The organism is Serratia sp. ASV30 (assembly GCF_016428815.1).
In the GTDB taxonomy this organism is placed as follows: domain Bacteria; phylum Pseudomonadota; class Gammaproteobacteria; order Enterobacterales; family Enterobacteriaceae; genus Chania; species Chania fonticola_C.
The window spans coordinates 1-23,515 of sequence record NZ_JAELTL010000026.1; the positions used below are offsets into that span (position 1 = coordinate 1).

The 23,515-nt window shown below is 53.9% G+C and carries 24 protein-coding genes and 1 pseudogene; 5 read left to right on the forward strand and 20 right to left on the reverse strand.

Translation table 11 applies throughout. The annotated features are described in order from the left end of the window. The 13 genes and pseudogenes from JHD74_RS13250 to JHD74_RS13310 all read right to left on the reverse strand — a co-directional run. Positions 1–1,152 (reverse strand): annotated as a pseudogene (locus JHD74_RS13250) (hypothetical protein); the annotation flags it as partial. A gap of 42 nt (positions 1,153–1,194) precedes the next feature. After that, positions 1,195–6,936, reverse strand: a complete 5,742-nt coding sequence (locus JHD74_RS13255) for a DUF1983 domain-containing protein (RefSeq protein ID WP_199062860.1) — start codon at positions 6,934–6,936, stop codon at positions 1,195–1,197. Between the two features lie 58 nt (positions 6,937–6,994). Then, positions 6,995–7,645 (reverse strand): tail assembly protein, encoded by a 651-nt coding sequence (locus JHD74_RS13260; RefSeq protein WP_370592641.1) that lies wholly within the window; start codon positions 7,643–7,645, stop codon positions 6,995–6,997. Continuing rightward, positions 7,645–8,355: a C40 family peptidase gene (locus tag JHD74_RS13265; protein ID WP_199062885.1), complete on the reverse strand. Its 711-nt coding sequence runs from the start codon at positions 8,353–8,355 to the stop codon at positions 7,645–7,647. The genes JHD74_RS13260 and JHD74_RS13265 overlap by 1 nt, the downstream gene beginning before the upstream one ends. 2 nt (positions 8,356–8,357) lie before the next feature. Further along, complete coding sequence (locus tag JHD74_RS13270) at positions 8,358–9,110, reverse strand: phage minor tail protein L (RefSeq protein ID WP_074029550.1); 753 nt, start codon at positions 9,108–9,110, stop codon at positions 8,358–8,360. An 8-nt stretch (positions 9,111–9,118) separates the two neighbouring features. Continuing rightward, on the reverse strand, positions 9,119–9,460 hold the full coding sequence (locus tag JHD74_RS13275) for a phage tail protein (RefSeq protein WP_024486957.1): 342 nt from the start codon (positions 9,458–9,460) through the stop codon (positions 9,119–9,121). A 283-nt stretch (positions 9,461–9,743) separates the two neighbouring features. After that, the gene (locus JHD74_RS13280) at positions 9,744–11,153 is read right to left on the reverse strand and encodes a phage tail tape measure protein (protein ID WP_199062862.1); all 1,410 of its coding nucleotides are present in this window, start codon (positions 11,151–11,153) and stop codon (positions 9,744–9,746) included. A 54-nt stretch (positions 11,154–11,207) separates the two neighbouring features. Continuing rightward, on the reverse strand, positions 11,208–11,513 hold the full coding sequence (locus JHD74_RS13285) for a DUF1799 domain-containing protein (RefSeq protein WP_081375768.1): 306 nt from the start codon (positions 11,511–11,513) through the stop codon (positions 11,208–11,210). Next, entirely contained in the window at positions 11,510–11,860 is a 351-nt protein-coding gene (locus tag JHD74_RS13290; RefSeq protein ID WP_233169532.1) for a phage tail assembly chaperone, read from the reverse strand. Before JHD74_RS13290 ends, JHD74_RS13285 begins: the two co-directional genes overlap by 4 nt. A gap of 76 nt (positions 11,861–11,936) precedes the next feature. Then, entirely contained in the window at positions 11,937–12,599 is a 663-nt protein-coding gene (locus JHD74_RS13295; RefSeq protein ID WP_199062863.1) for a phage tail protein, read from the reverse strand. A 104-nt stretch (positions 12,600–12,703) separates the two neighbouring features. Then, positions 12,704–13,108: a phage tail terminator-like protein gene (locus tag JHD74_RS13300; protein ID WP_199062864.1), complete on the reverse strand. Its 405-nt coding sequence runs from the start codon at positions 13,106–13,108 to the stop codon at positions 12,704–12,706. Between the two features lie 286 nt (positions 13,109–13,394). Continuing rightward, positions 13,395–13,760 (reverse strand): antiterminator Q family protein, encoded by a 366-nt coding sequence (locus tag JHD74_RS13305; protein ID WP_021807641.1) that lies wholly within the window; start codon positions 13,758–13,760, stop codon positions 13,395–13,397. 218 nt (positions 13,761–13,978) lie between these two features. After that, a complete protein-coding gene (locus JHD74_RS13310) occupies positions 13,979–14,458 on the reverse strand; it encodes a GNAT family N-acetyltransferase (RefSeq protein WP_024530931.1) in 480 nt (159 codons plus the stop codon). Positions 14,459–14,649: 191 nt separating this feature from the next. Between JHD74_RS13310 and JHD74_RS13315 the strand changes: the two genes are divergently transcribed. After that, on the forward strand, positions 14,650–14,832 hold the full coding sequence (locus tag JHD74_RS13315; RefSeq protein WP_021178943.1) for a YodC family protein: 183 nt from the start codon (positions 14,650–14,652) through the stop codon (positions 14,830–14,832). 105 nt (positions 14,833–14,937) lie between these two features. Next, positions 14,938–15,351, forward strand: coding sequence for a DoxX family protein (locus JHD74_RS13320; RefSeq protein ID WP_074029563.1), 414 nt, complete (start codon positions 14,938–14,940; stop codon positions 15,349–15,351). Between the two features lie 57 nt (positions 15,352–15,408). Here the strand turns inward: JHD74_RS13320 and JHD74_RS13325 are convergent, their stop codons facing one another. From JHD74_RS13325 to JHD74_RS13345, 5 genes are all read right to left on the reverse strand, one after another. Next, a complete protein-coding gene (locus JHD74_RS13325; protein ID WP_074029564.1) occupies positions 15,409–16,602 on the reverse strand; it encodes a 3-hydroxybenzoate 6-monooxygenase in 1,194 nt (397 codons plus the stop codon). A 73-nt stretch (positions 16,603–16,675) separates the two neighbouring features. Next, positions 16,676–17,320 (reverse strand): maleylacetoacetate isomerase, encoded by a 645-nt coding sequence (gene maiA / locus JHD74_RS13330; protein ID WP_074029565.1) that lies wholly within the window; start codon positions 17,318–17,320, stop codon positions 16,676–16,678. A gap of 12 nt (positions 17,321–17,332) precedes the next feature. Beyond that, positions 17,333–18,034: a fumarylacetoacetate hydrolase family protein gene (locus JHD74_RS13335; protein ID WP_074029566.1), complete on the reverse strand. Its 702-nt coding sequence runs from the start codon at positions 18,032–18,034 to the stop codon at positions 17,333–17,335. Between the two features lie 30 nt (positions 18,035–18,064). Next, positions 18,065–19,102 (reverse strand): gentisate 1,2-dioxygenase, encoded by a 1,038-nt coding sequence (gene gtdA, locus JHD74_RS13340; protein ID WP_199062865.1) that lies wholly within the window; start codon positions 19,100–19,102, stop codon positions 18,065–18,067. 27 nt (positions 19,103–19,129) lie between these two features. After that, positions 19,130–20,479: an aromatic acid/H+ symport family MFS transporter gene (locus tag JHD74_RS13345; RefSeq protein WP_199062866.1), complete on the reverse strand. Its 1,350-nt coding sequence runs from the start codon at positions 20,477–20,479 to the stop codon at positions 19,130–19,132. A 137-nt stretch (positions 20,480–20,616) separates the two neighbouring features. On the opposite strand from JHD74_RS13345, the gene JHD74_RS13350 reads away from it, so the two are divergent. Further along, positions 20,617–21,528: a LysR family transcriptional regulator gene (locus tag JHD74_RS13350; protein ID WP_074029570.1), complete on the forward strand. Its 912-nt coding sequence runs from the start codon at positions 20,617–20,619 to the stop codon at positions 21,526–21,528. On the opposite strand, the gene smrA is transcribed toward JHD74_RS13350, so the two are convergent. Beyond that, positions 21,525–22,097, reverse strand: a complete 573-nt coding sequence (gene smrA / locus JHD74_RS13355) for a DNA endonuclease SmrA (protein WP_024530930.1) — start codon at positions 22,095–22,097, stop codon at positions 21,525–21,527. The genes JHD74_RS13350 and smrA overlap by 4 nt on opposite strands. Positions 22,098–22,274: 177 nt before the next feature. On the opposite strand from smrA, the gene JHD74_RS13360 reads away from it, so the two are divergent. Both JHD74_RS13360 and JHD74_RS13365 read left to right on the forward strand, forming a co-directional pair. Beyond that, positions 22,275–22,613, forward strand: a complete 339-nt coding sequence (locus JHD74_RS13360) for an MbeD/MobD family mobilization/exclusion protein (protein ID WP_024530929.1) — start codon at positions 22,275–22,277, stop codon at positions 22,611–22,613. Between the two features lie 46 nt (positions 22,614–22,659). Next, positions 22,660–23,106, forward strand: coding sequence for a DUF1198 family protein (locus tag JHD74_RS13365; protein ID WP_021807638.1), 447 nt, complete (start codon positions 22,660–22,662; stop codon positions 23,104–23,106). Between the two features lie 27 nt (positions 23,107–23,133). Here the strand turns inward: JHD74_RS13365 and JHD74_RS13370 are convergent, their stop codons facing one another. Then, positions 23,134–23,472, reverse strand: coding sequence for a DUF2002 family protein (locus tag JHD74_RS13370; protein WP_021178947.1), 339 nt, complete (start codon positions 23,470–23,472; stop codon positions 23,134–23,136). Between the last annotated feature and the right edge of the window lie 43 nt (positions 23,473–23,515).

Genomic DNA, 23,515 nt, shown 5'->3' on the forward strand with positions numbered 1-23,515 from the left:
GGTACCAACATACATATTATTTAGAACGTGTGCCGTACCTGTTCTAGCATTTACATAGAAAACTGGAGAACCACGTGTCACACCCGCAGCGGTGATATTATCCGGGCATGTAGGAACAACGGCAAACCCATACCACGTTCCAATATTTATATTATTAGGGTTAGCAAACTGAGCTGTATCAGCACCTCTAAACATAACCGGCAAATTTGCAACATCAGGAACTGCAGCAGGAGTCGTATAAGCCATATTAAAAGTTAGCGTTTTGGGGATATTTAATTGACCATCAGCCTGACCAATTAAACTGTGCTGCTGCCCCCCCCAACGAAGTGTCATTTGGCCAGTAGAGGTCGAGTTATAAAAGGCGCCTTTTTCTACACCGTCTGCTCCTTTAAAACGAATTATAACATTCCCGCCCTCAGTGTTTGCCTGCATAACCTGATCGTTATATGACGTTAACCCCCCCATTGTTGTAAAGAAGCCTGCTGGGCTTAGTTTTGCTGATAGATTTGTTGCTGTACCATTTGAATTCCAGAAGTTCCATCCGCCTGTGCCGCCTCCCTTGTGGTTTATAAAATCAGTAGCAGCAGCATAACCACTATTCGCACTAGAAGGATCTCGGTTCCAAGATACCCAAGCCCCTTGAGTTGTTGGAGTAAACTCAGGCGTTGTTGTCGACGCAAGGCGAGTCGGTTTAGACATTAACACCGAACTCGCAATACTCTGGTCAAGAGTCGATGACCTAGAAACATAATCAGTCTGAATCTTCGCCAGGGTGGGCACAGTCAATTTTGTACCATCATCCTTGGTAAAGGTCATATCCCCGGAGCCAGTGAACCAGCTCACCGTATCATTGCGGCTGCCCTGGAAGAAGGTGAGCATCGCGGCAAAGCGAGCGGAGAACTGGCTGATATCACCTTCATAGGTGGTGATAATCGCATAGCTCTGCCCGCTCGCCGTTGAGCCTGCATAATTGCTGTTAAGAGTCAGCGAGGTATTGCTATTCACCTGTTTAACTTCATACAGCTTATTGTCCGGTGCTAGTAAAATCATACCTGGCATTACACCAAACTTGGCATCGGCCCACGCGGTGCCTGTACCCGTTACGGTGGCGTTATTAGCGACTAAATTGATCGTACCTGTTTTGTACCACATAGATTCTTACTCCAAAATATGAAAAACCGCTCGCGGCGGCTTTTAGTTAGTGACGTTATTAAAAATAATATTCTGTGTGGAACGAGATAATATAATGGAACATTGTAAGAAAAATGCCACCCAATTTGCCTCGTATCCATCATTGAAGACTCTCAATACCAACTGATTATCACTACTACTGGCTTTTATGGTTATGGGTATACTACTTATTATTCCCGGCAAGTAGCCGTTAGTACCATAGTCTCTATATGATTTAGCTATCACATTGCCATTTAATAACAGAGCAATTGAGCCATTCGCCCCCCCATATCCCCATACGCTTGCAACATTCCCCGGAGCAACAGACACCCCTCGTTCTGGATAATGACTCAATCCATTAGGCAGTAACCCTTGTATTACCCCTCTTTTTTCAAAACTGGATGCCGTTATAGTAACCAGCGGAATATCAACATAAGATTCTCTATTAATATGCCTTGAGATATTAATCACGCTAGGCATACTATTGGTATCTACTAGATCGCCTATTATTTTATTTGCGTAAATAGTTCCTGAGAATGTCCCATTAGCCCCGGTAATATCCCCTCTGAAATATCCACTATCTGCATAGATATTTCCACGAACAGAAACCTGATTAAACTGAGCGTTACCGTCAGACTTATTGATAGCCCAGCCCTGCCTACCATCGATGAAGTTATCAGAACCTATCCAACCCGTTATTTTCGCGTTAGTGATCGTCCCATCAGCAATAAACGCCGAGTTAATAAAGGTCTGGCCATTTTGCACGGCAAAGGGAACAGACACATTGCCTTCATCTTTGGTCACCAAGGCAAATCGATCAGCTCGCACCAAGAATTGCCGATTCCCCGCGTCATCAACTCCCAACGCCAAACCAGCAACGCTGCTTTCCCCCTTCTTACTGGTTTCAACTTTTACCGACCAGGTTGCGGAAACCTTGCCATCCAAGGTCGCCTGCGCAGAACTCACCTGCTGGACCGCCGCCTTGTTATCCCCCACCGCCGTATTCAATAACTTGATATCGTTAGCCGTTGCCGATTGGTTATCGGTCACGGTTTTCGAAAGCGAGGTAATAGCCGAAGTATTGTCACCGGTAGCGGATTGCAAAGCGCCAATTTGCTGAGCCGTCGCGCTATTGCTATCGGTAAGCGTTTGGCTCAAAGCGGTAACCGAGGCCTCATTCGCCCCTGTTCGACTGGTCAGGTCGTTAATCAGCTTGGCCTGGGCGCTGTCCGTATCCACCAGCACCTGCAGTTGCTGATTGAGTTGGGCATTGTTGTCCCCCACGGTGCCTGCCAGCGCAGTCACTTGCTGGGATAACGCCTTGTCAGCTTCCGCACGCACCGTCTGTTCCGTCATCAAGCGCGCATCAACATCACCAAAGCTCGCGCGTAATTCGGTGATCTGCTGCGCCTGAGCACGCTGATCGTCCGCCATTACGTTCTGCTGGGTCTTGATCGATGCGGTGACCACGTCATTGCTGATAACGTCTTCCGCCTGCTTTAACGACTGCTCGATATCCGCTTTGGCAATGGCTTCAAGCGAGCTGCTGAGCGAGGCCTGCGAACCCGCAGAATCGCTTTGTGCCTGCTTCAATTCGCCGATCGCCGCGCTGTTTTCGCCAGAGGTCGCCGTTAATGAACCAATCTGCTCCGCCATGGCAGAGTCTTGATTGGCCAACGTCTGCAGCCGATCGTTAATGGCCGCCGTGTTTTTCCCAACGGTAGAATCTAGCGAACTCAATTGCCGGGATAACGCTTCATCCGCCGTGGTCCGGGCTTGCGATTCAGCGGCGATCGCCGCTTTATTTTCGCCACTGGCTGCCCCTAGACCGGTAATTAACGACGCTTGAGCACTGTCGCTATCCACCAGCGCCTGCAAACGCTGATCCACCTCGGCCTGATTACTGCCGACATCTGCGCTCAGATGATCAAAGCGTTGTGACAACGCGCCAGTCTCGCTGGCCCTGGTGGTGATCTCCTGTTGCAACTGCGCAGACACATCACCAAAGTTCGCGTCCAGCTGCGTGATTTGCTGGGCCTGCGCCTGCTGCCGATCGGCGAAAACGGTTTGCGCCGTGGTTAACCGGGCGCTGCTCTCGTCCAGACGTTGAACATCGTTATCCTGTTTAAGCGCCTGTTCGATATTCGCCTTGGCCGTGGCCTCCAAAGCCTGTTGCAGGCTGGCCGTGCTGCTTTCGGCTTCAGTTTGCGCGATGCCAAGGCGGGTGATGGCCGCCGTGTTTTCCTGGCTGGTCGCCTGGATCACGTCAACCCGTTGGCTCAGCGCCCCATCGGCATCGGCACGGGATTTCGCCTCTGCCTGGATAGCCGCAGTGTTGCTACCCGTGCTGGCCTGCAAACCGGAAATCTGCTGGGCCTGAGCCGAGTCTGTTGCCGCCAGCGTTTTCAGCTGTTGGGTCACCTCCGCCCGGTTATCGCTAAACTCAGAAGTCAGCCCGCTGAGCTGCTGACCCTGCGTTTTCTGCTGATCGGCCAGCGCTTCAGTTTTCTGCGTAATCTGCGAGTTAACCTTGTCCTGTTCCGTCTTGTTGCTGCCGATTGCCTTGGCATTGGCGGAAACGTTGGACTCCACCTTCGCCAAAGCAGAATTGGCATCGGCCTGCGCCTGCTCCAGCTTGATAATCAATCCCTGCTGATTATCCGCCGTGGCTTTCACCGAGCTGATATCCTTGGCTAACGCCCCATCGGCATCCACACGCGCCGCTTTCTCCTGCGCGATTTGCGCTGCGTTCCCTTCGGCTTTAGCAATTACCACGTCTAGCTTGCTGGCCAGTTGCTGGTCGCCGTCCTGTAATTGAGTGATCTGCGAAGCGACCTGGGCCATTGCCGCGTTGGTGCCGCCGGTAAGGGCATCGACCTTGGCCTGCAGTTCAGCATCTGCACGCGTCAAGCTGGCTCGGGTGCTGTCAATTTCCCCGCGCGCATCCTTGATATCGCTATTCAGTGCCTCCTGGGCCTGGGAGAGTTTTTGGCGGTTATGCTCGATGGTCAGGCTGTTTTCGATGGCGGCTTTGCCCAGCTGCGTCAAATCCTGTTGCAGCACGTCGACAGCATTGCTCAGATCGGTATTGCGGCCCGCCAGCTCGGCGTTAACCTTGTTCAGCGCTGCTTGCAGGGTATCGACATCCCCTTGCAGCGCATCCCTGTTCGCCTCGATATCGGCCTGCGCCTGGGCGATCTTCTCGGCAAGATCCTGCACGTTCTGATCCGAGGGCAGGCTGTTGATCTTCTCCAACAGATCTTTGCCCAGTTCGGTCTCGGTAATGCTTTGTGCAATTTGCGCCAACACCACGTCCGCGCTGTCCGAAGCCATCCCGCGTACAAACTCGCTCCAGTCGGACTGGTTGCCGGTTTTGTCGGTAAAGGCCGCGCGGAAGTAAAGCACCTGCCCGACACGTAGGCCTTGCATGTCATAGCGATGCTGCGGATAAGGCACATCGGCCAGTAAGCGTTCATCGGCGAAATCTGCCCGACTGGCTACCATCAGGGTGGTTTTCAGGCCGTCGGCAGAGTTCTGGCCAAATCGCCAGGAAAGCTGGATGCCAAACACCACATCTTTGGTTGCCGTGAACGAAACGATCTTGGGCGGCACACCCGCTTTTCCTGCCAGATAGCTCGGCTCGGCATGACCCCACTGTGAGGAAACGCCCACCGCATTCACCGCTCTCACCCGCACGTCGTAGTTACCGGCATAAATGCCGTTAACATCAAACCCGAGTGAAGGCGTCGATCCCACATTCACCCAGTTGCCGTTATCTTTGCGCCACTGGGCTTCATAGGTCACCGCGCCAGCGACGGCCCGCCACTGCACCCGCATTGAGGCAACGTTAATCCCCTGGCTAACGTAGTCGTAGCGCGAGATGGCGATATTCGCCGGAGCTGGCATCGCTCCTGGTGGCGTCACGGTAATTGGCGGCGCATCCAGGTGGATGCCGTTATCGATAAAGGCGTATTTATCCGGATCGTGCTCAACGGCGTTAATAGCGAAGGTGCCATCATCGTTGGACTGGACCGACACCACGCGGAACTGCTGGATCCCCAGGCTGTCGGAATCGATACTCCAGACCGCTTCAGGCTCTGGTTGCTGGCGGAACGGGGCGGTCAGCGTCACCGTAAGTTTGTCCGCCGCGATACTGGCGATGGTGCGAGCCTGCGCCGTGCCGTCTGGCAGATTGACGATCAGGCGATCGCCTTTGCCGAACGCTACTTCACGATCCAGCACCACCACGCGATCCTGCGCGGAATGGATGCGCCCACCGTTGGTCTTGCCTGCCAGCATGGCATCCGCAATGCCGATGATCCGAGCTGGCAGCGGGATATTGCCGTCCAACCCGACGGTAAAGCTGACGGTACGATCTTTGGCGTTACTCAGGATCGCCCAGCGCCCACGGCGGTGAGCCTCGGTGCGCCGCGTACAGCCAATGGCGGTGATTTCAGTCTGGTTAACGCCGTAGCGCTTCACCAGTTCGTTATCGTAAGCCGCTTCCACCGCGTCGGCATAATGGTTGGCCGGATCGCCCCATTTCACCAGCGCAGAGGTATAGCGATTCTTGTAAGAACCCGACGCATAGGCAAATTCACCACCGATGACGTTGGCCCGCGAATAAACGAAATCCACATCGCGCGGCATATCCGCGTAGGCAAACAGCTGGTCGTTGCCCCAGTAGGTGATGCCACGGAAGATGGCGGCGATATCCCGCAATACGGTGTAGGCATCCTGCTGCGACTGGATATACACGTCGCACAGGAAACGCGGTTCTTTGCCCCCGCCCCCCAAACCGTCATCAATCAGCTCATCGCAATACTGCGCGATGCTGTACAGCCCCCATTTGTCGATCTCGGCGGCGGTAACCCGGTTGCCTAAGCCGTAATTCTTGTCCAGCGCGATATCGTAAAACACCCAGGCCGGGTTGTTGCTCCAGGCCCATTTAAAGCTGCCATCCCAATTGCCGCTGTAGGTTCGCGCCAACGGATCGTAGTTGATCGGCACGCGGATAATTTTGCCCTTCGGCTTGAGCGTAATTTTCGGCACTGAACTGAACTGCTGGGCATCGAACTCGATAAACAGCAAGGCGGTATTGGGATAGCGGAACTTGGCGTCCACGATCTCGGTGTAGGTCTGGATCTGGGTAGTATTTACCAGCTTGCTGCTGGTGGAGTCTGGGGTGATGCGCTTGATGCGCAGCGTCCAGCTGGTGGTCGCTTTTGGCAGATTAATCCGGTGATCGCGCTCGTACAGGCTGGTGGTTTTGCCCTTTAGCGTACCGGTGACCACGGTTTTATAGGCTCCGCCGTCGGTGGAAAGCTCGATCAGGTATTCCACCATCGAACCGTTCATATCGCCGTTATCTTCCTGCTGGAACAGCGCCGGGAAGCCCATGCGTATGCGCAGCGCGTCGATATCGGTTCGGGTGAAGGTTTTGGTCCAGACGTTAGTGGTGGTCAGCTTAACGTTGACCGGCGTTTCAGACTCTACATCCGGCATGCCCTGGATGTAATCCTGAGTCTGGGTGCCGTTACGTACCTCCCACTTCAGGCCGGTAAAGTTTTCACTGCCGTCGGGATTATGTACCGGGGTGCCGTCGAGCAGGATGCGAGTGCCGTCTAACTCACCGGCAATTTCCCCTTCAGACAGCGCCAGCAGGATTTTGATTTTAGCGTTGGACTGCAAATCATCGGGAGCTTCAACCGGCGTATGCGCCGATCCACCACCGCCCTTGCGCCCATGAATAGTTAACTTTGTCATATTGCGCCCATAAAAAAAGGCCGCGAATGCGACCTGTAGAAAAATGCCCTAAAGGGGGTTATTGCTGGTTTTCAGCGTAAATACCGGCAGAAATCACCGCGCCACCGATTTCCCGTTCGCCGTACAGCACTGGCACCGGGTAGCCCTGCGCCGTGGTGTTGACCGGTGAGCCAAAGGCGTAGGAGGGTTTGTTTTCCACCGATTGTGAAGAGGACATGCCGAAATCCGGCTGTGGCGTCATCAGTTGCATAACACCACCGAGTACCATCGTTGAACCCAGCAGGGTTAAGTTGGTAACAGCTGCCACGGCGGAGGCACTGAGTGTCGCTGTTGCTCCCGACGCGCCAAGTGCACCACTCCAAGCACTCAACGACCAACCTGCGGTATAGAATGCCCCGACCAACGCCGCCACGCCGATGACAATCTGGAGCATCCCGCCACTCTTACTCCCCGCAATCACCGGCATAATGCGAATATCGGCGCGGCCTTTAGAGGTAGCAAACTCGGCCAGGCCGATATTTTGTGGGCCATTGAAGAAGGCAAACTGCACGCCGTCCTTATGGGCATTCATCATAAAGCTCTCAAATCCGGGCAAGGTGATACACAGCGCCCGCAGCGCTTCGCGAGTATCCGCCACCACCAGCCGATGGGTTTTACCGAACTTTTTACCCAGTTGGCCACCCAACCGGATCAGTCTTGTTGTTTGCATCATAGAAACTCCTTCCTGCGGACTACGCGTACCGTCCGCTCCTGAAAATATCCGCTGTAGGGATAACGCTGGCTCAGTTGGCCGAACAGGTGATGCAGCATCATGCCGTCCCCCAGATAGATACCCGCGTGGTTGGTAACCGGGGCTGAAACCTGCATCATGATCATGTCGCCCGCGCGCATCGGCCCCTGAAATTCTCGGAACCCTTCGGCGTACCAGTGATCGTCATACAGGCGGGTTTTGCCGTCGATCCACCATTCATGCTCCACCGAGTAATCGTTCAGCGCGATGCCGTGTTCCTGGCGATAGTAATCCCGGATCAATGACCAGCAGTCGGCATGCCCCAACAGCCAGCTGCGCCCGACTAACGGGCGCTCACCGCGTGGCACAACTTCGGTGTAATCTCCTTCCGGCCACGAGACGATGCCCCAGACAATGCCCGAGTGATCGCACTGCAGACGATCCATCTCCGAAGGGATCAATACGGGCACATCAGGGTGGCTGTGAATGATGCGAATGATCTCGCCTTGATCTTCCGCCTGTGCATATTCCTGAGGGGAAATGACAAAGTTATCCAACGCGTTTTCCGCCACATTTCGGCACGGCAGATAATGCGCCTTACGCCCGTTCTGCACCACAAAACCGCAGGACTCATTGGGATATTCCGCTGCGGCATGCTCACAAATGGCCTGCATGATTTCAGCTTGCATCATTACCTCCCCAACAGGTTGGAGCCAGGGAACCCGCCAAAGGCCAGGGGTTGCGCGTCACCGAAGCGTTTTTTGCAGGAGGATACCCGGCCACCGCAGACGTCCAACGCCGGATCGTCGATCGGTTTATCGTCCTTATCAAAACAGGCCCCGCCGCTGTAATCGCAACCTCTGCCGCTACGGTACCAACCCCGGATGCACCAGGTGCAAAGCCCGTGAATTTGCCGCGAGGGCAGTTGCTGGCCTTGCAGATCGAACGGTGTACAAAGCTGGAACTCCACCACGCTGTTGGTTTCGGTGCTTTTGCTGTCGATGTAGAAAACCTGCACTCGCTCCTGCGAAGCATCAGCCAAAGCGTTCCCCTCGGGGAAGTTGACCGCATCCAGGTATTTGGCAAAGGTGTCATGCACCCGCACTTTCGCCTGCACCATATCGTTGAAGGTCAGACACAACGAAGACACCAGATTGCTGAGGTTGGCGACGCTGAGCCTGGGCGTTGGTTGTGAACCGTCGCTGGTTGCTGCCAGGCCGGTGATCTCGTAGGGATAGGCCTCATACTCGTTTCCCTGCCACCAGATCGATTTTGGTTTCAGCCGCTGGGCATCGTTGCCCGCCGCCGCGATCTCGGCCTGAGTGTGGGGAATATTGTGCGCATGAAAGCGCATGATGGCGGCCCCAAAGGCGCTACCATCAATTTCGATCAGCTGGATCAGTTCCCCTGGCGCCAGCTTTTGCACTTCACTGTTAAATGACATGATTGCACCTATACGCCGAAGGCTTGTTCAAAGGCAAAACTCAACGCCTCCACATTGCGCGCAAGCGGCGTGACGGAGATTGAATCCGACTTGACGCGGAATAGCGCTTTCTTGCCGTTGGGCGGCGTCCAGAAAAAGGCGACGAGCACGTGTTGATTTAAAAAGGCCAGCATCGACTGGGTCACGGCCGGATGGCCGGTATAGGCCAACTGCCACTGCTGCACCGCCTGGTTCAGCCCGTTGCTGCTGACCTGTTTATAGCCGTCGCCGAACTGCGCACTTCTGACGTTATGGACAAAGTTACCACTAGGCGAGGCCTGGGTTTGCCATTGGAAAGTATCGATAAGCATAAAGACTCCGAGCAGTAATAACCGTCAGTCGCTGGGCCAAAATTACCCCTCACCCTAACCCTCTCCCACAGGGAGAGGGGACTGTACGTGCCACATATTGGATCATGCATTCGTCTTTCCTATCACCCTTGTTACAGGTTACTTCTGTACCTGAACACGGCGCCATACCAGCTCCCTCTCCCTGTGGGAGAGGGTTGGGGTGAGGGGAAATAACGATTGAGATGCAATTAATGGGGCCTGATGCCAGACTGCGGTTGTTACTATTGATGATTGATAAAGAGATTCAGCGGGCCGCTGAAGCATTCCAGATCAGGCCGCCCGGCTTGAGCTCTTTGCCCAAACGTTCGGTGATTGCCTGATTAACGATGCCCTGCACCAGCTTGCCCATGCCGTCACCGGCAGAGGAACTATTAGCCGCATTCGCCGAGCCGTCATTGTTCATAACCACGGTGCTGTTGACCGTAATGCCACCGCCCTGCTCTGCTGCCAGGCCGTACATCGGGGCTTTGTTGCCACCCACCAGGCCACCCTCCGCATAGCCGCGCATCATGGCGTAGAGATTGCCCACGCCGATCCGCTGGGTAGCTTCTTTGGTCATCACGAACTCGCCACGATGCACCACGCCCGCCTGATCGTATTTACCGCCGTCGCCGGTATAGCCACCTGAATCAAACGATAAGTTGTCGTATGCGCCCGAAGAGAAAGCGTTATTTGCCGATCCTGCATCAGCGGCAGGAGCGAACGCACTTTTGAGCCATCCCATTGCTGCTTGTATGGCATAAGCCACCAGCATTTGGTTTATTATCTGGACAATCATGGTGATAATCGACGTGCTAAACTCCTTGAAGTTAGCTTTACCGGTCGTCACCAATTCGGTTAGATTATCAGATAACCCTTTGTGAGCCGCCTGGCCTATTTCATTGAGTCCTTTATAACCATCAGTGACGCTTTCGAAATATTCCTGCCAGGTTTGCTTATCCTTATCCAGCTTATCTTTGGTAGAGTCCCCTTTTTCCTCTCCGCCACCACCTTCTACCAATGCGGCAGCATCAGTCCCGCCCGCCGCAGTTTTGGCCGCGTTATCCGTAGCCGTTTTATTGGGATCCGCCGCAGGGAAAAAGGTTGAGTCTATCCATTTCACCGCTTTATCAACCGCAAACCCGCTAATGATTTTGCTGAATAACCCGGCGGACATCTGCAAAATAGAAGAAGAAAAAGTATGAAAACTAAAGCGGCCAGTAGTGAGTAATCGGGTAAGGATCTCCGTCAGCCCCTCGTGGCTGGCCTTGGCCACCTGAACTACCGCAGCAGAAATATCGGTTGCGGTATCCAGGTAGCTCTGCCAGCTTTTTCTAGCGGCCTCTGCCTGTTTATCTGAAATATAGTCACTCAGCAAACCCGGTTCTTTTTTTGGATCTACTTTAAGTTCATACGATGGCAATGGACGTAGTGATTTACGAAGGTTTTCTTGCCTTATCCTATCCCCTTTGATAGTTTTCTCCAGCTCACCCAACTGGGCAATAAGCAGTATCGCCTTGGCCCCGGAGTTCTCATTAATGGTTCGCAGCCCAAAAGAATATGACTTAGCCGCCTCGGTTATCCGAGTCGTAGCCCTCACAAAGCCAAGAGTTGCTTGAGGTAAATCTTTATTATATAGCTGCTGCATCTTATTGATGTTCTCACGCAGCAACATAGAGTCTGAATTGGCCATACTGCCCTCCAACCAACTTAATGCTGGTATAAGTATTTATTTGCTATGAATGATCCTAAGTGCTGCGCTTTCCATTACGCGAATATCACTGAACGCGCTTGCCTCATCGTCCACGCCATGAAGCGTCATCAGCCAGGGCAGGCAGTTATAATCCAACCCGCTGACACCCTGCATGCCTATACGCCACTGAGTTCCCATGGCCTGAAAAACCTGAAACGCTGGCCAGATATCGGGCCAGGCTTCAACGATTTCCGGATCATAATCGGCGGCGCTCAGGCCAAAGGCACCGAGATCTTCAATGGCAGGCTCTGGCGTATAAAACGCTTCGGCAAGCGCTATCAGTTTTTTCCGCGTGCGGCCATCAGTTCGCGGGTAAACAGAGTGGCAATTGAATCAAACGCCCGCGGGTAGTTATCCAACAACACCAGCATGTTTTCGCGATTAAACTCGTCAGGCAAAGCCCAGCCTGCGCAGATTTCCATCAAAAAATCTGCCATCGGCTCATTGCTGTAAATACCCGTTTCGCTTTGCAGTTCCAGGGTTTCACGCAAAGACTTTTCCAACAGCTCTAGCTGGGTACGCTTTTTATGCTTGAAGGTAAAAGTCAGCACGCCATCTTCATCTCCAGGGCGCGGAACGGAGACATCCGCCTTAAACGTCGGCTTGGGATTCAATTTAAATTCAACCATGATTTCCTCATTTTCCAGATTAACTCATCCTTATTAGCCCCTCGGGCAACCAAGCCTGAGGGGGAAATAGACGTGTTTAAGCAGTCACTTTATAGAACGTCATATCGCAAGACTGCACCGCCAGCGCCACCTGCACGGTTTCAACCTGGTTAACCGCGGTGGTGGGCTGCGGATCAAAAGCCGGTACCGCAGACCAGTAGCGCAGCTCCTTGGCTTTTGGCACATGCATGTAGAACGCCAGCGTGATGCCATTGCGATCGGCATCCTGCAGCAGGCTGTAGATCGGCTGAGAAGCATCGTGCGCAAAGGTAAAGGTCTGCGTTTTGGCCGCTTTAAAGGTGGCCAAGTTACGCTGACGATCGTCTTCCAGGAACTGCACCTGCACGTATTGCTGATCGCCGCCAGACTGCGCTACCTCGGTGATCTGAGGAATTTGCGTCCAGCTGGCGATCTTCTGCAAGGAGCCTTTGCCGCCACCGACCGGGAAGAAGCTCACGTCGGTGGTATTGATGGCACCGATGGTGATGCTGGTATCCACTTGGGCAGTGATCTTGGCCACCAGGCTGTCGATCAGGCCCCAACCGGAGCGTACCATCACGATGTCACCCACTTTCAGAGTGTGGCCGGTGGCCACGGTAAATACGGCGCCGTTAGCATTGCTGACTGCGGTGGTTACTACGCCTGGTGCTGTTGGCGCGCCAGCAAATACGGTGGCGCCATTTGGTAATGCAAAACCCATGGTAATTCTCCAATTTCAGATATAAAAAAACCGCCGAATGGCGGTATGCTTGGTTTACTTGCTGGAGAGTTCCCCCCAGCGATGTTTACTACACTAGTGTGTTATTAATACCCAGCCCAATAACCAATGGTGACTGGCAGGGTATATAATTCATCCTTGGCAATCGCTGGCAGGATATTGCCACCAGCATTGACATAACAGTTAAAAGCATCGTCCGCCAGCACTAGTCCCCTTGGGAATAATGAGATAATCTCCTCCGCCAGTTGATAGCCAGTTTTCGCTCCTGTCCCTTTTTTCATCACAATATTAACCTGATAATTCCCGCTGTAGGTCTGCACCTCTTGGGAAATGCCTAACGCCACCGCAGGCTCCGGAGCAATAAACGGTTCCAGATGAAGATCGTCATCCGCCGTAAACGTCACATTAGCCAAGGTGTATTTAATATCATTCTCTTCAGCCCAGACCGTTAACCTGGACTCAAACAAATCATTGATACGCAAGGTGCTCATAGCGCCTCCTGGTTTAACCCTATTGATAAGAGTGCATCACCTTGGGTTAAACCAGTAATAGCACTCTAGCTGATATATTTCGTAGCGAGAAGTTTATTTTAAAAAATATTTTATCAACTGCGAAACACAATAACCACGCTATCAATTTACTAGATAAAACTCGTAGCGAATAGATTTTTATTAAATTATTTTTCGCCACTAATTTGAAATAACAAAACCACCCCGCATTGCGGGGTAGTAATTACTTCAATTTAAAAAGCCTTTATTTTTTATTATCGGTAATAGTTTATCTATCCATTTCCAAACGAATATTCTGGCTGACCAGACAACCCTCGATAAAACTTTCTGCCACCTGCATCTGCTGCCTTACCCGGCCTTCCGAACATTTCCAGCCGCGAGCAATGGCGGACTTCGATTGCCCGTAAACGTAGTAACGCAAGATCAGTTCCAGCTCCTCCGGCTGACGTAGGGCCTGGAGGTGAGCAACGGCGCGATCCACCACCAAGCCGTCCTCGTCACAGCAAGAGGCCTGCTGTTTGCTACTGCCCGGCAGCAACCCTTTAAAACCGGCGGCGATATGCGAATATCCCAGAGAAGAACTTTCCCGTGCCCACACGCCCCAACGCCCCAAAACCTGTTGAATGTCCCGCATAAGACCTCCTTATTTTTCTTGGCTCTAGTGTAACCAGGCGAGGCAAAGCCGCCCATCGATGGGTGTTGTAGGAAACCTCACAGGACAAAGCAGGGGGAAAAACGAGCAGGAAATGAAGGTATTGGTGCAGCACTATTGCGGGAGGATAGCGCCAGAGGTGGAAAAAAGCATTAAATATCAGCCTTCGGAGGAGATGCCTCCCCCGAAGCGGGCGCAGATCAAGACATAGCAAACTGCTCGAGTACCTTGCCTTCCATACGATAGCGCACCCATTCATCTTGCGGAGCCGCACCAATGCTGAGATAGAAATCAATCGCTGGCTGATTCCAGTCCAGCACGCTCCATTCCAGGCGTCCGCAACGGCGCTCGCAAGCAAGCTGAGCGATATGGCGCAGCAAGGCTTTGCCCGTTCCCGCCCCACGGAACTTGGGCGTGATATACAAATCTTCCAGGTAGATGCCGTTCTTACCCAGCCAGGTCGAGTAGCTCATAAAGAACACCGCATAGCCTGCTGGCTCACCATTGACACTGCAAATCAGCGCCTCTGCGCAGGCGTTGGGGCCAAACAGGCTTTCTTCGATCTCTGCCTGGTTGGTGCGTACCTCATCACGAGCCTTTTCGTACACGGCCAGTTCAATAATCATATCCAGAATGAGCTTGGCATCGGCTTTCACCGCCGGGCGAATTTCAATTGTCATAGATGTTCCCTAACTAGAGTGATTTTCCTGCTGCCAGCATAATACTTAACCAATTCAGGCACAAACGGCAATTTACCGGGCATCTGAGCGGGCACGTACCTACGTAAGGTGGCCGTTGAGGAATGTTTATAGAGGAATGCCTACGGTCTCCTATACTCAGTTTTCCCCCCTAACAGATCTGGAGAAACGATATGTCATTTAGCGTGGGTGATTTTGTGCAGCGTAAAACTGGTGGGCCAAAAATGACCGTTATCGAAGAGGATGGAGAGGCGCTGATATGCAGTTGGGTCGAACTGGGGGTTGAACAACGCACCGAGGTACAGGCCAACGAAGTGAACCCCTATCACGAAGACGACGACTTCGGCGTCTGCTGATATTCCGTTTGCTCCCTGAAGCCATGTCCCTGGATAAAAAGTGAAGTTGATCTAGTATTTACCTGGTACAGCAACCTATTTTGGGTAGTGGTTAAGGGGTTCACAATGAGCGAAAGTTTAAAAGACGGCACCATTCTGTTGGCCAGAATTTTGCTGATGATCCTGTTTCTGATTTTCGGTTGGATGAAGCTGACCAACTTTGGTGCCACGGTCACGGCGATGGAGGGCTACGGTACGCCAATGCCTTACCTGGCCGCGGTTGTCGCCGTGGTGGTGGAGTTCATTTTCGGTATCTTCATCGTGCTGGGGGCCTTCACCCGGCCGATAGCCATCATTTATGCGCTCTATGTGCTGGGCACCGCCTTTATCGGCCACCCGTTCTGGCGGTTTAGCGGAGCAGAAATGATCGGCAACGAAATCAACTTCTTTAAAAACATCAGTATTATCGCTGGCCTGCTGCTGCTTGCCGTCACCGGTGCTGGCCGTTACTCTCTGGATTATAAGTGGTTTAAACGCTAACTCTCCCCTGTGGCGGCGTCGCAATACGCCGCCATGTTTTACCTCGACTCAGGCCGCCTAGCGGGGTTGCAGGCAGTTATCTTCCTTCCAGCCATAGAGCCATTCCAACGCACGGTAGAAATCTGCTTGCGATTTACCCTGCCATAACAGATTACGTACCGAACGCTCGACGCCTTTGGCGTGATATAACCGCCCCATTTCACGGGTAGACCAGACAATACGCGCCGTACGCGGAATGCGTACCGACTCGTACAACGCAAAGGCCGCCGCGAAATCGCCGTTACAATGAGCGATAGCTTCCCCCAACGTAACGGCATCCTCCAGCGCCATGCAGGCCCCTTGCGCCATATATTGCGCCACCGGATGCGCGGCATCGCCGACCAATGTCACGCGTTGGTTACCCCATTGGCTCACCGGTTCACGATCGGCTGTAGCCCAGCGGCGCCAAGAGGTTGGCTTATCCAGCATCTGACGCGGACGCGGGTGTATGCCAGCAAAATATGACATCACCTCTTCTTTGCTGCCATCGGTAACGCCCCACTCTTCCGCCTGACGACTGTGGAAGGTCACTACCAGGTTATATTGCGCTCCGCCGCGCAGCGGATAATGCACCAGATGGCAATGTGGTCCGGCCCATAGCACTGGCGCGTTTATCTGCAAATCTTCTGGCATATCCGCCGCGTCAATCACCGCGCGATAAACGACATGCCCGGTCACTCGGGGGCTATCATTCAACAGCGAAGCGCGCACTACCGACTTAACGCCATCACATCCCAGCAGGATATCGGCCTGATAGCGGTTACCCTCGCTGTCGAAAACCTCCACATCATGCGGATTAATACGGATATCCACCACCTGCGTCGAGGTTTTATAGCTCACCAAAGGATTCGCCAGTGCCGCCTGCCAGACAGCATCGTGAATATCGACACGATGGATCACCGCATAGGGCCCACCAAAATGCTCGCGGAACGCCTGCCCGGTATCAATACGCACCACTTCATTGCCATCGACCGCATCCATCATAGAGATATGATCGGTAAACACCGCCCGCTGACGTGCAACTTGCCCAGCCCCCAGGCTATCAAGTGCCGAAAAGGCGTTGGGACCAAGCTGAATGCCAGCCCCAATTTCGCCAATCTCATGGGCGCGCTCCAGCAGCAATACCTTGATGCCCTGTTTCGCCAAAGACAGCGCCGTAGCCGCGCCACCAATCCCACCACCCACTACAATTGCCGTTGCCTGTTTGCTCATGATATTTCCCCAATGTTTGCCCTACGCGTTTTCTACCACCACCATGGGCAGAAAATTTGTTGTCATTATTGTTTTAAGCCGGGATAACGTCCTTCTGCTGCTCCGGTGCTGCGGCAATAAATGCCGGAAGCGCATTGCAGGCAAGATAAACCCTGGCGCAGCGTGGATAAGCCGACAAATCACATCCCATACGTAACGCATTGGCCCACTGCGGGATCAGGCAGCAATCCGCCAAGCTAGGGGCATGGCCTACGCAATAGTCGCCGGAGTTCGCTTTCACCAGTAGCTTCTCGACGGCGGCCAGCCCCTGCTCGATCCAGTGGGCATACCAGGCTTTCTTCTGAACCTCTGAAATCCCCAGTTCATCGGTCAGATAGCGCAGAACGCGCAGATTGTTGACCGGATGAATATCGCAGCAAATCGCCAGGGCGATCTCCAGCACCGTAGCTCGCAATTGCTCCTCCTGCGGCAATAGCGGCCCTTGTGGGTAACGACGATCGAGATAATCAATAATCGCTAGCGACTGGCCAAACGCCAGCCCGTCATCGTCCACCAGCGTAGGAACCAGCCCGATCGGGTTCAGTCGTCTATAGGCAGGGTTCAACTGCTCACCCACGCGGATATTGACCGCTTCACTCTGGTAGCTCAGCCCCTTAATAGCCAGGGCGATACGTACCCGATAGGCTGCCGAGCTGTTAAAAAAACTGTAAAGCTTCATGGTGGCCCCCTGTCAGGCAATAGTGACCTGGAGTGGCGTCAACCCTGCAACCGCGCCGTCGATCCGGTCGCCTCGTACCACCGGGCCAACGCCTTCCGGCGTGCCGGTGTAAATCAGATCGCCCGGTTGCAGCTCAAAGAAACCGGACAGGTAGCTGATAGTTTCCGCTACCGACCAGATCAGGTTGCCGATCCCACTACGCTGATGATCCTCGCCGTTGACCGTCAACCAAATTGCAGCCTGATCGATATCTTCCACACTGCCTGCCGGATGGATCGCGGCTATCGGTGCGGAATGATCGAAAGCTTTGCCAATCTCCCACGGGCGCCCCATCTTGCGCATTTCCATCTGCCGATCGCGGCGGGTCATATCCAGCCCGGTGGCATAGCCGTAAACATAATCCAGCGCCTGCTCGAGCGGAATATCGCTACCACGCTTGCCGATAGCTACCACCAATTCGATTTCATAGTGATAGTTGTCGGTTTGCGACGGGTACTCCAGCGTCAGGCTTTCCCCAACTGCGACCGGCACTACCGCGTCAGCCGGTTTGCAAAAGAAGAATGGCGGCTCACGGTCGGGATCAAACCCCATCTCACGCGCATGTGCCGCATAGTTACGGCCAACGCAATACACGCGATGCACTGGGAACAGGCTATCGCTACCAACGACTGGAACGACGGTGATGGCCGGAGGGGTAAACAAATATTGGCTCATAGTGATTTTCCTTTAATGATGTCGTTCAAATTAACCACGTGCTTCACGCAGCAACCCAAGCGCTTGCTGAACCGGGCGATCGGAGAAGCTGAACAGCACGCTTTCGCTGCGCGTAACAAAGCTGAGCGGCTGCCAGGAAGGAACGACGAAAATATCTTTGGCGGTATAGGTAAATGTTTGGCTACCGATGATGACGGTGCCTTCCCCTTCCACCACATGGTAAATCGTGCTGTCCGTGGTGCGGATCTTGGCGCTACTGAACCCTTTGGGTAACAGTTGCAGAAAGGCCGCAATGGTCGGCATCGGCGAACCGCCGGTGGCTGGATTGACATAGCGCAGCTTGATGCCTTCACATTCATCCAACGGGCCATTACGTAATAGTTGATCCAGGGCTTCACGGCTGCGGTCATAGCGATAGTTGAAGATCGGCGATGAATTGCCAACTTGATGGCGCATTGGCAACATATTGGCCGCATAGCGCGGCTGGAAATCATTCTCCGGGCGTGTCACCGGCTGCTGTTCTTGCGGGAAACCCTCAGCAAACGCACAACCGAGATAATTCACCAACGGCAAGTCCAGTCCGTCCAACCACACCACCGGGTGCTCGCCAGGGTTGCCATGATCGTGCCATTGCCACTGCGGTGTCAGGATAAAATCCCCTGAATGCATGGTGGTACGCTCACCATCAACGGCGGTAAACGCTCCCTGGCCTTCAACAATAAACCGTAGCGCCGATTGGGTATGCCGGTGGCTGGGAGCGATCTCGCCGGGCATGATCAATTGCAAACCTGCATAGAGTGATTGTGTAATGGAAGATTTGCCCCGCAGTGCCGGGTTTTCCAGCACCAATACCCGGCGGATCGCCTCTTTGGCGCCAATCAGTTCCCCACTGCGCAGCAGGAAAGGCCGAATTTGCTGATATTTCCATAGCGCGGCCACACACCCGGCGTTAGGTAAGGTGGTAACCAGATTGTGCAGAGACTCCCACAGCGGCGTGAGATCCATCGCGTCGATTTGCTGATAAAAATCTGCTCGTTGTTGCTTTACTGCGGGTGTTAATTCAGACATCGCATACTCCTTTGAGTTATCAATACGTTATCCACGAGCGATCTGCGCTTTGGCAATCTGGCGGACGCTGCGTACCTGGCTGAATAGCAAGGCCAAAGCGATGGCGGCTAACAATGCCGGGATAGCGATAAACATGAAAATAGTGGAAAACGAGAGGTTGAAAGACAGCATCACCCCACCGCCGAGCGAGCCGAAAATCGCCCCGCAGCGGCCAACGGCGTTAGCCCAACTGACCCCGGTGGCACGGCATAAGGTTGGATACAGGGAAGCGGACAGTGCGTTCAACCCCACCTGCGAACCACTGATACCGATGCCCGTTCCCAGCACCGCAAAGGCCATGCCCCACAATGCCCCTTCTGAAACACTGATCAGCACGATAAACAGCGCGCCGATGGCGTAGCTGCTCGCCAATACCCAATAGGGATTGCGGCGATCCATCAGTTGGCCGATGACGATTGCGCCAATCGTGCCGCCAACCTGGAACATAGCGGTGACCCATGAAGCGTGCTGCAAATCGACACCGCTGTTGTTGAGCAACGTTGGCAGCCAGCTAGACAGCAGGTAGACGATCATCAGGCTCATAAAGAACACGCACCACAGCAGTAGCGTGACGGGCAGCACACCGCGCTGGAACAAAGCCGATACCGAGCTTTTCGTCGCCGGTTGTTCCGGCAGATAGAACGTCACATCACGATGATCCTGCCTGGTGATTTTCTGCAATATGGCCGCCACCTTGTCCGGACGACGGTTGCGCAGCACCAGATAGCGGGGGGATTCCGGTAGTGCGAAACACAGTACCACCAGCAAGACCAGCGGCAGTACGCCACCAATCACCAAAATGCCTTCCCAGCCAATCAGCGGGACCAGTTGCGCGCTCACCACCCCGCCTAATGCCGAACCGAGGGTGAAGCCGCAGAACATCAGCGTCACCAAGCCCGCTCGCCGCCGTTTGGGCAAAAATTCCGAGGTCAAAGTAATAGTGTTCGGCATCGCGCCCCCCAATCCCAAACCAGTCAGGAAACGCAGCCACGTCAACGTATTCATGTCGGGTGAAAAGGCGGACAGCAGGCTCATCAAGCCAAAGAACGCAACGCAAAACTGCATCACCTGTTTGCGGCCAAAACGATCTGCCAGCGGGCCAAACAACAGCGCACCAAGCGTCAGGCCGAATAAACCTGCGCCGAACAGCGGGGCCAGATGAACCGCATCCAACTGCCACTGTTGGCGGATAGCCGGAGCGATGAAACCGATAGCGGCGGTATCAAAGCCGTCAATGGTTACCACCAAAAAACAGCATGCCAGCACACGCCACTGAAACGCCGAGACGGGAGCTGCATCAATAACATCCTGGATATTAAGCCGACGAGAAAGATTCATGGCCGATTGCCTCTTTGGGTGTAGGGTCTTTTCTTGTTTTTGTGACGAGTGTTGCTTATTTGTTAATACTATGTAGGAGGCTAATGTGAAAAGATAATGGCATTTCCGCCCTGGCGATAACCTGGAGGTTATGACAAATGGCAGACTGGACTCAGCGCCTCAAAATCCATCACCTACGCCTTTTGATGTGTCTAGGTGAGCAAGGCAACCTGACTCAGGTGGCCAGGATGATGAATATCACGCAGCCTGCGCTATCGAAGTGGCTGTCGGCTTTGGAAGAGGATGTCGGTATCACCTTGTTTGAACGCCACAGCAAGGGGCTACGTCCCTCTGAAGGGGGGAAACTACTATTGGAGCACGCAAGGCGTATCCTTAACGATCTCGATCGCTCCCGTGAAGACATCATCCGTTTCAAACAAGGGGGCCAGGGCAGTCTGTTAATCGGTTGTTCACCGGTTGCTACCGACTGCGTAACACAAGCGATTCTGGCGGTGGTTAATGATTACCCCAGCGTACACCTGCAGATCGTGGAAAACGTGATGACGCCACTGCTGCAAAACCTGCTGTCGGGCAAGATCGATGTGGTGGTTGGCCGTATTGGCGGTCACGCCCTGCAACTGCCGCTCAACTACCGCGTGCTGTATACAGAGCCGGTGTGTTTCGTGGCACGCACGCAGCACCCGCTGGCCAGCCGCGGCAGCATTGCCTGGGAAGAACTGATGGCATATCGTTGGATCGTCTGGCCAAGCGGCACGCCGATCCGCGTCAGTATCGATAACGCGCTTGTGGAGCAAGGCGTGATGCTGCCCAGCGATCATATTGAGTCGGCATCAATGAGCGTGACATTGGGGATGACGCAAAGCAGCGAGATGATTTCCATTCTGTCGTGGCGGCTGGCTGAACGCTATGCTACGCAGGGGCTGCTCACCATTTTGCCGCTCCCCCGTCTCGAACAGAAAGGCAGCGTCGGGGTGTTCTGGCGCAAAAACGACATCCCCACCGATGTCTTGCAGCGTTTCCTCAATCATTTGATCAGCGATGCGGCCTAACGGCTATGTTTGGCATGGCGTTCGAAGTTATCCGCCTTGGCTGCGGCAGACTTGCGCAAGGTGACGTAGCACGCACCCTCACCACCGTCACGTGGCAGTGCCCGGCAAAACGCCTGCACCTGTTCAAACTGCTCTAGCCATTTGGCCAGGTAGCTGCGGATGATATTCGGATGGCTTTGATCTGTGCGCCCACGGCCATGCACAATCAGCAACGAACGCAGGCTGTCTTTCTCCGCCTGGATGATAAAGCGGAACAGCGCCTGGCGGCAGCTCTCGACAGGCTGGCGCAGCAGATTGAGGCTGACTTGCGGTGGATAGTGGCCGTGACGCAGCTTATCCAGCACCCCTTGCTGAATACCTTCGCCCTTATATTCCAACGGGGTATCGCAGGGAATAATGTCCAGAAAGCCGGTGCTGAGGAAGTTCTCCAACTGTAACGCCTGAGCTTCCCGGCGCGCACGTTTATCGACAGGATCCTGCGCCTTGAGGTACAGCGTGGGTTGCCCCGCGGATAACGGCTTCACATCGGTCATCGCCTGGGCAAAAAAATCGTTCTCTTCGTCGCTCATTTCACATCACTCTCGGGAGATTTCACCCACCGGCGGACTATTGCTTTTAGTGGGAATGGCTTGATTGTAAGACGCCTCGCCAGGGTTGCAAGTGAGGAATTGACGGCAACGGGTGAGGTTGTGAGCGGTTTTCGTTATACTGCAGGCCATTATTGAGTGCCGCAAAGGATCCAACCCATGAATATGCGCGAGCTGGAAATCCAGTTTCAGAATGCAATGAATGAGTTACAAGCCAGCTTCGAACAGCAGCACCGTGAATGGCAACAAGGCTACCAGGCTCTGCAACAGCAGTTGGCCGAAGCGCAACGGCGTGAAACCGCGCTGCGCATGCAGAATGAACAGCTGGTCAACAAACTAAGCACCGCCAGTTCGGTGCCGGAACAGCATGCCCTGGTCAAGCAGATCAAGATGCTGGGTGCCCATTTGGATGCGCTGGCACAAGATGCCGCCACCTTTAATCGCCATGTGCATAATAAACAACGGGCCGCAGACAATTTCAGCGGTGAGCAACACTGACAATTTCGGGCGCGTATGCTGCGCACCAAGACGGTAAAAATCATACATGACGTGGATCATCATCGCCGCCCTGATCGTAGTTTTCATTATTGGCTATCGTGTCCTGACTTCCGACACCCGCAAGGCGATAGATTCACTGGCGCATTTGCTGAAGGTTAAACCGATGCTGGTGGAGTCCATGCTGCAAGAAATGGGCAGCCGCCACAGCCAAAGCTTTATCCGCATGTTGAACAACGGCTATACCGAAGAGATGCATCAGGCCGCCTATATGCTGTTTATCTACCTGACGTTTATCAAGCAGGCGGACGATGAGCAGATTGGCCTGTGGCGGGAAACGCTGCTGCGCGCCGGGCTGTCGCCGGAACTGCATGCCGAGCACACCGAAGCGGCGCTGTTTTACTTTGCCGAACTGGATCTGGATGCGTTTGAACTGGCGCAGTTCCGCCGGGCCTACAACGAACGCTATAACCGGGAAGCGCTGGGCAACTGGTGAAGCTTTCCCCCGCTTACGGGGGAGAGTTTAAAGGAACATGCTGTAGAGATAGCGCGAGAGCGCATCGCGGGAGCTGAAACCGTGAGGAATGCCGTAACGCGTGTTGGGCGTATCACCGCTTAAATCCAGGGGAAACTCAAGATACTGCTCGCTGTTACGCATCAACGAGGTGGGCGTGGCAAAATGGAGGCTCTTCTCTTTCAACGCCGGGTGGATCACCAACGCCATTCTGCCCATTCGCGCTTCCCGATTCACATACACGTAGTGCTCGCCCTTGCGAAAACCGTAGGTCTGATCGGTGACATAATCACGCTCAAAACCGGTACTCTCTAACACCTTAGCCACTTCATCCGGCCGTAAATACATCTATTTCTCCTCTCAGTTCTGGGTAGCTTTGCGACCTTACCGT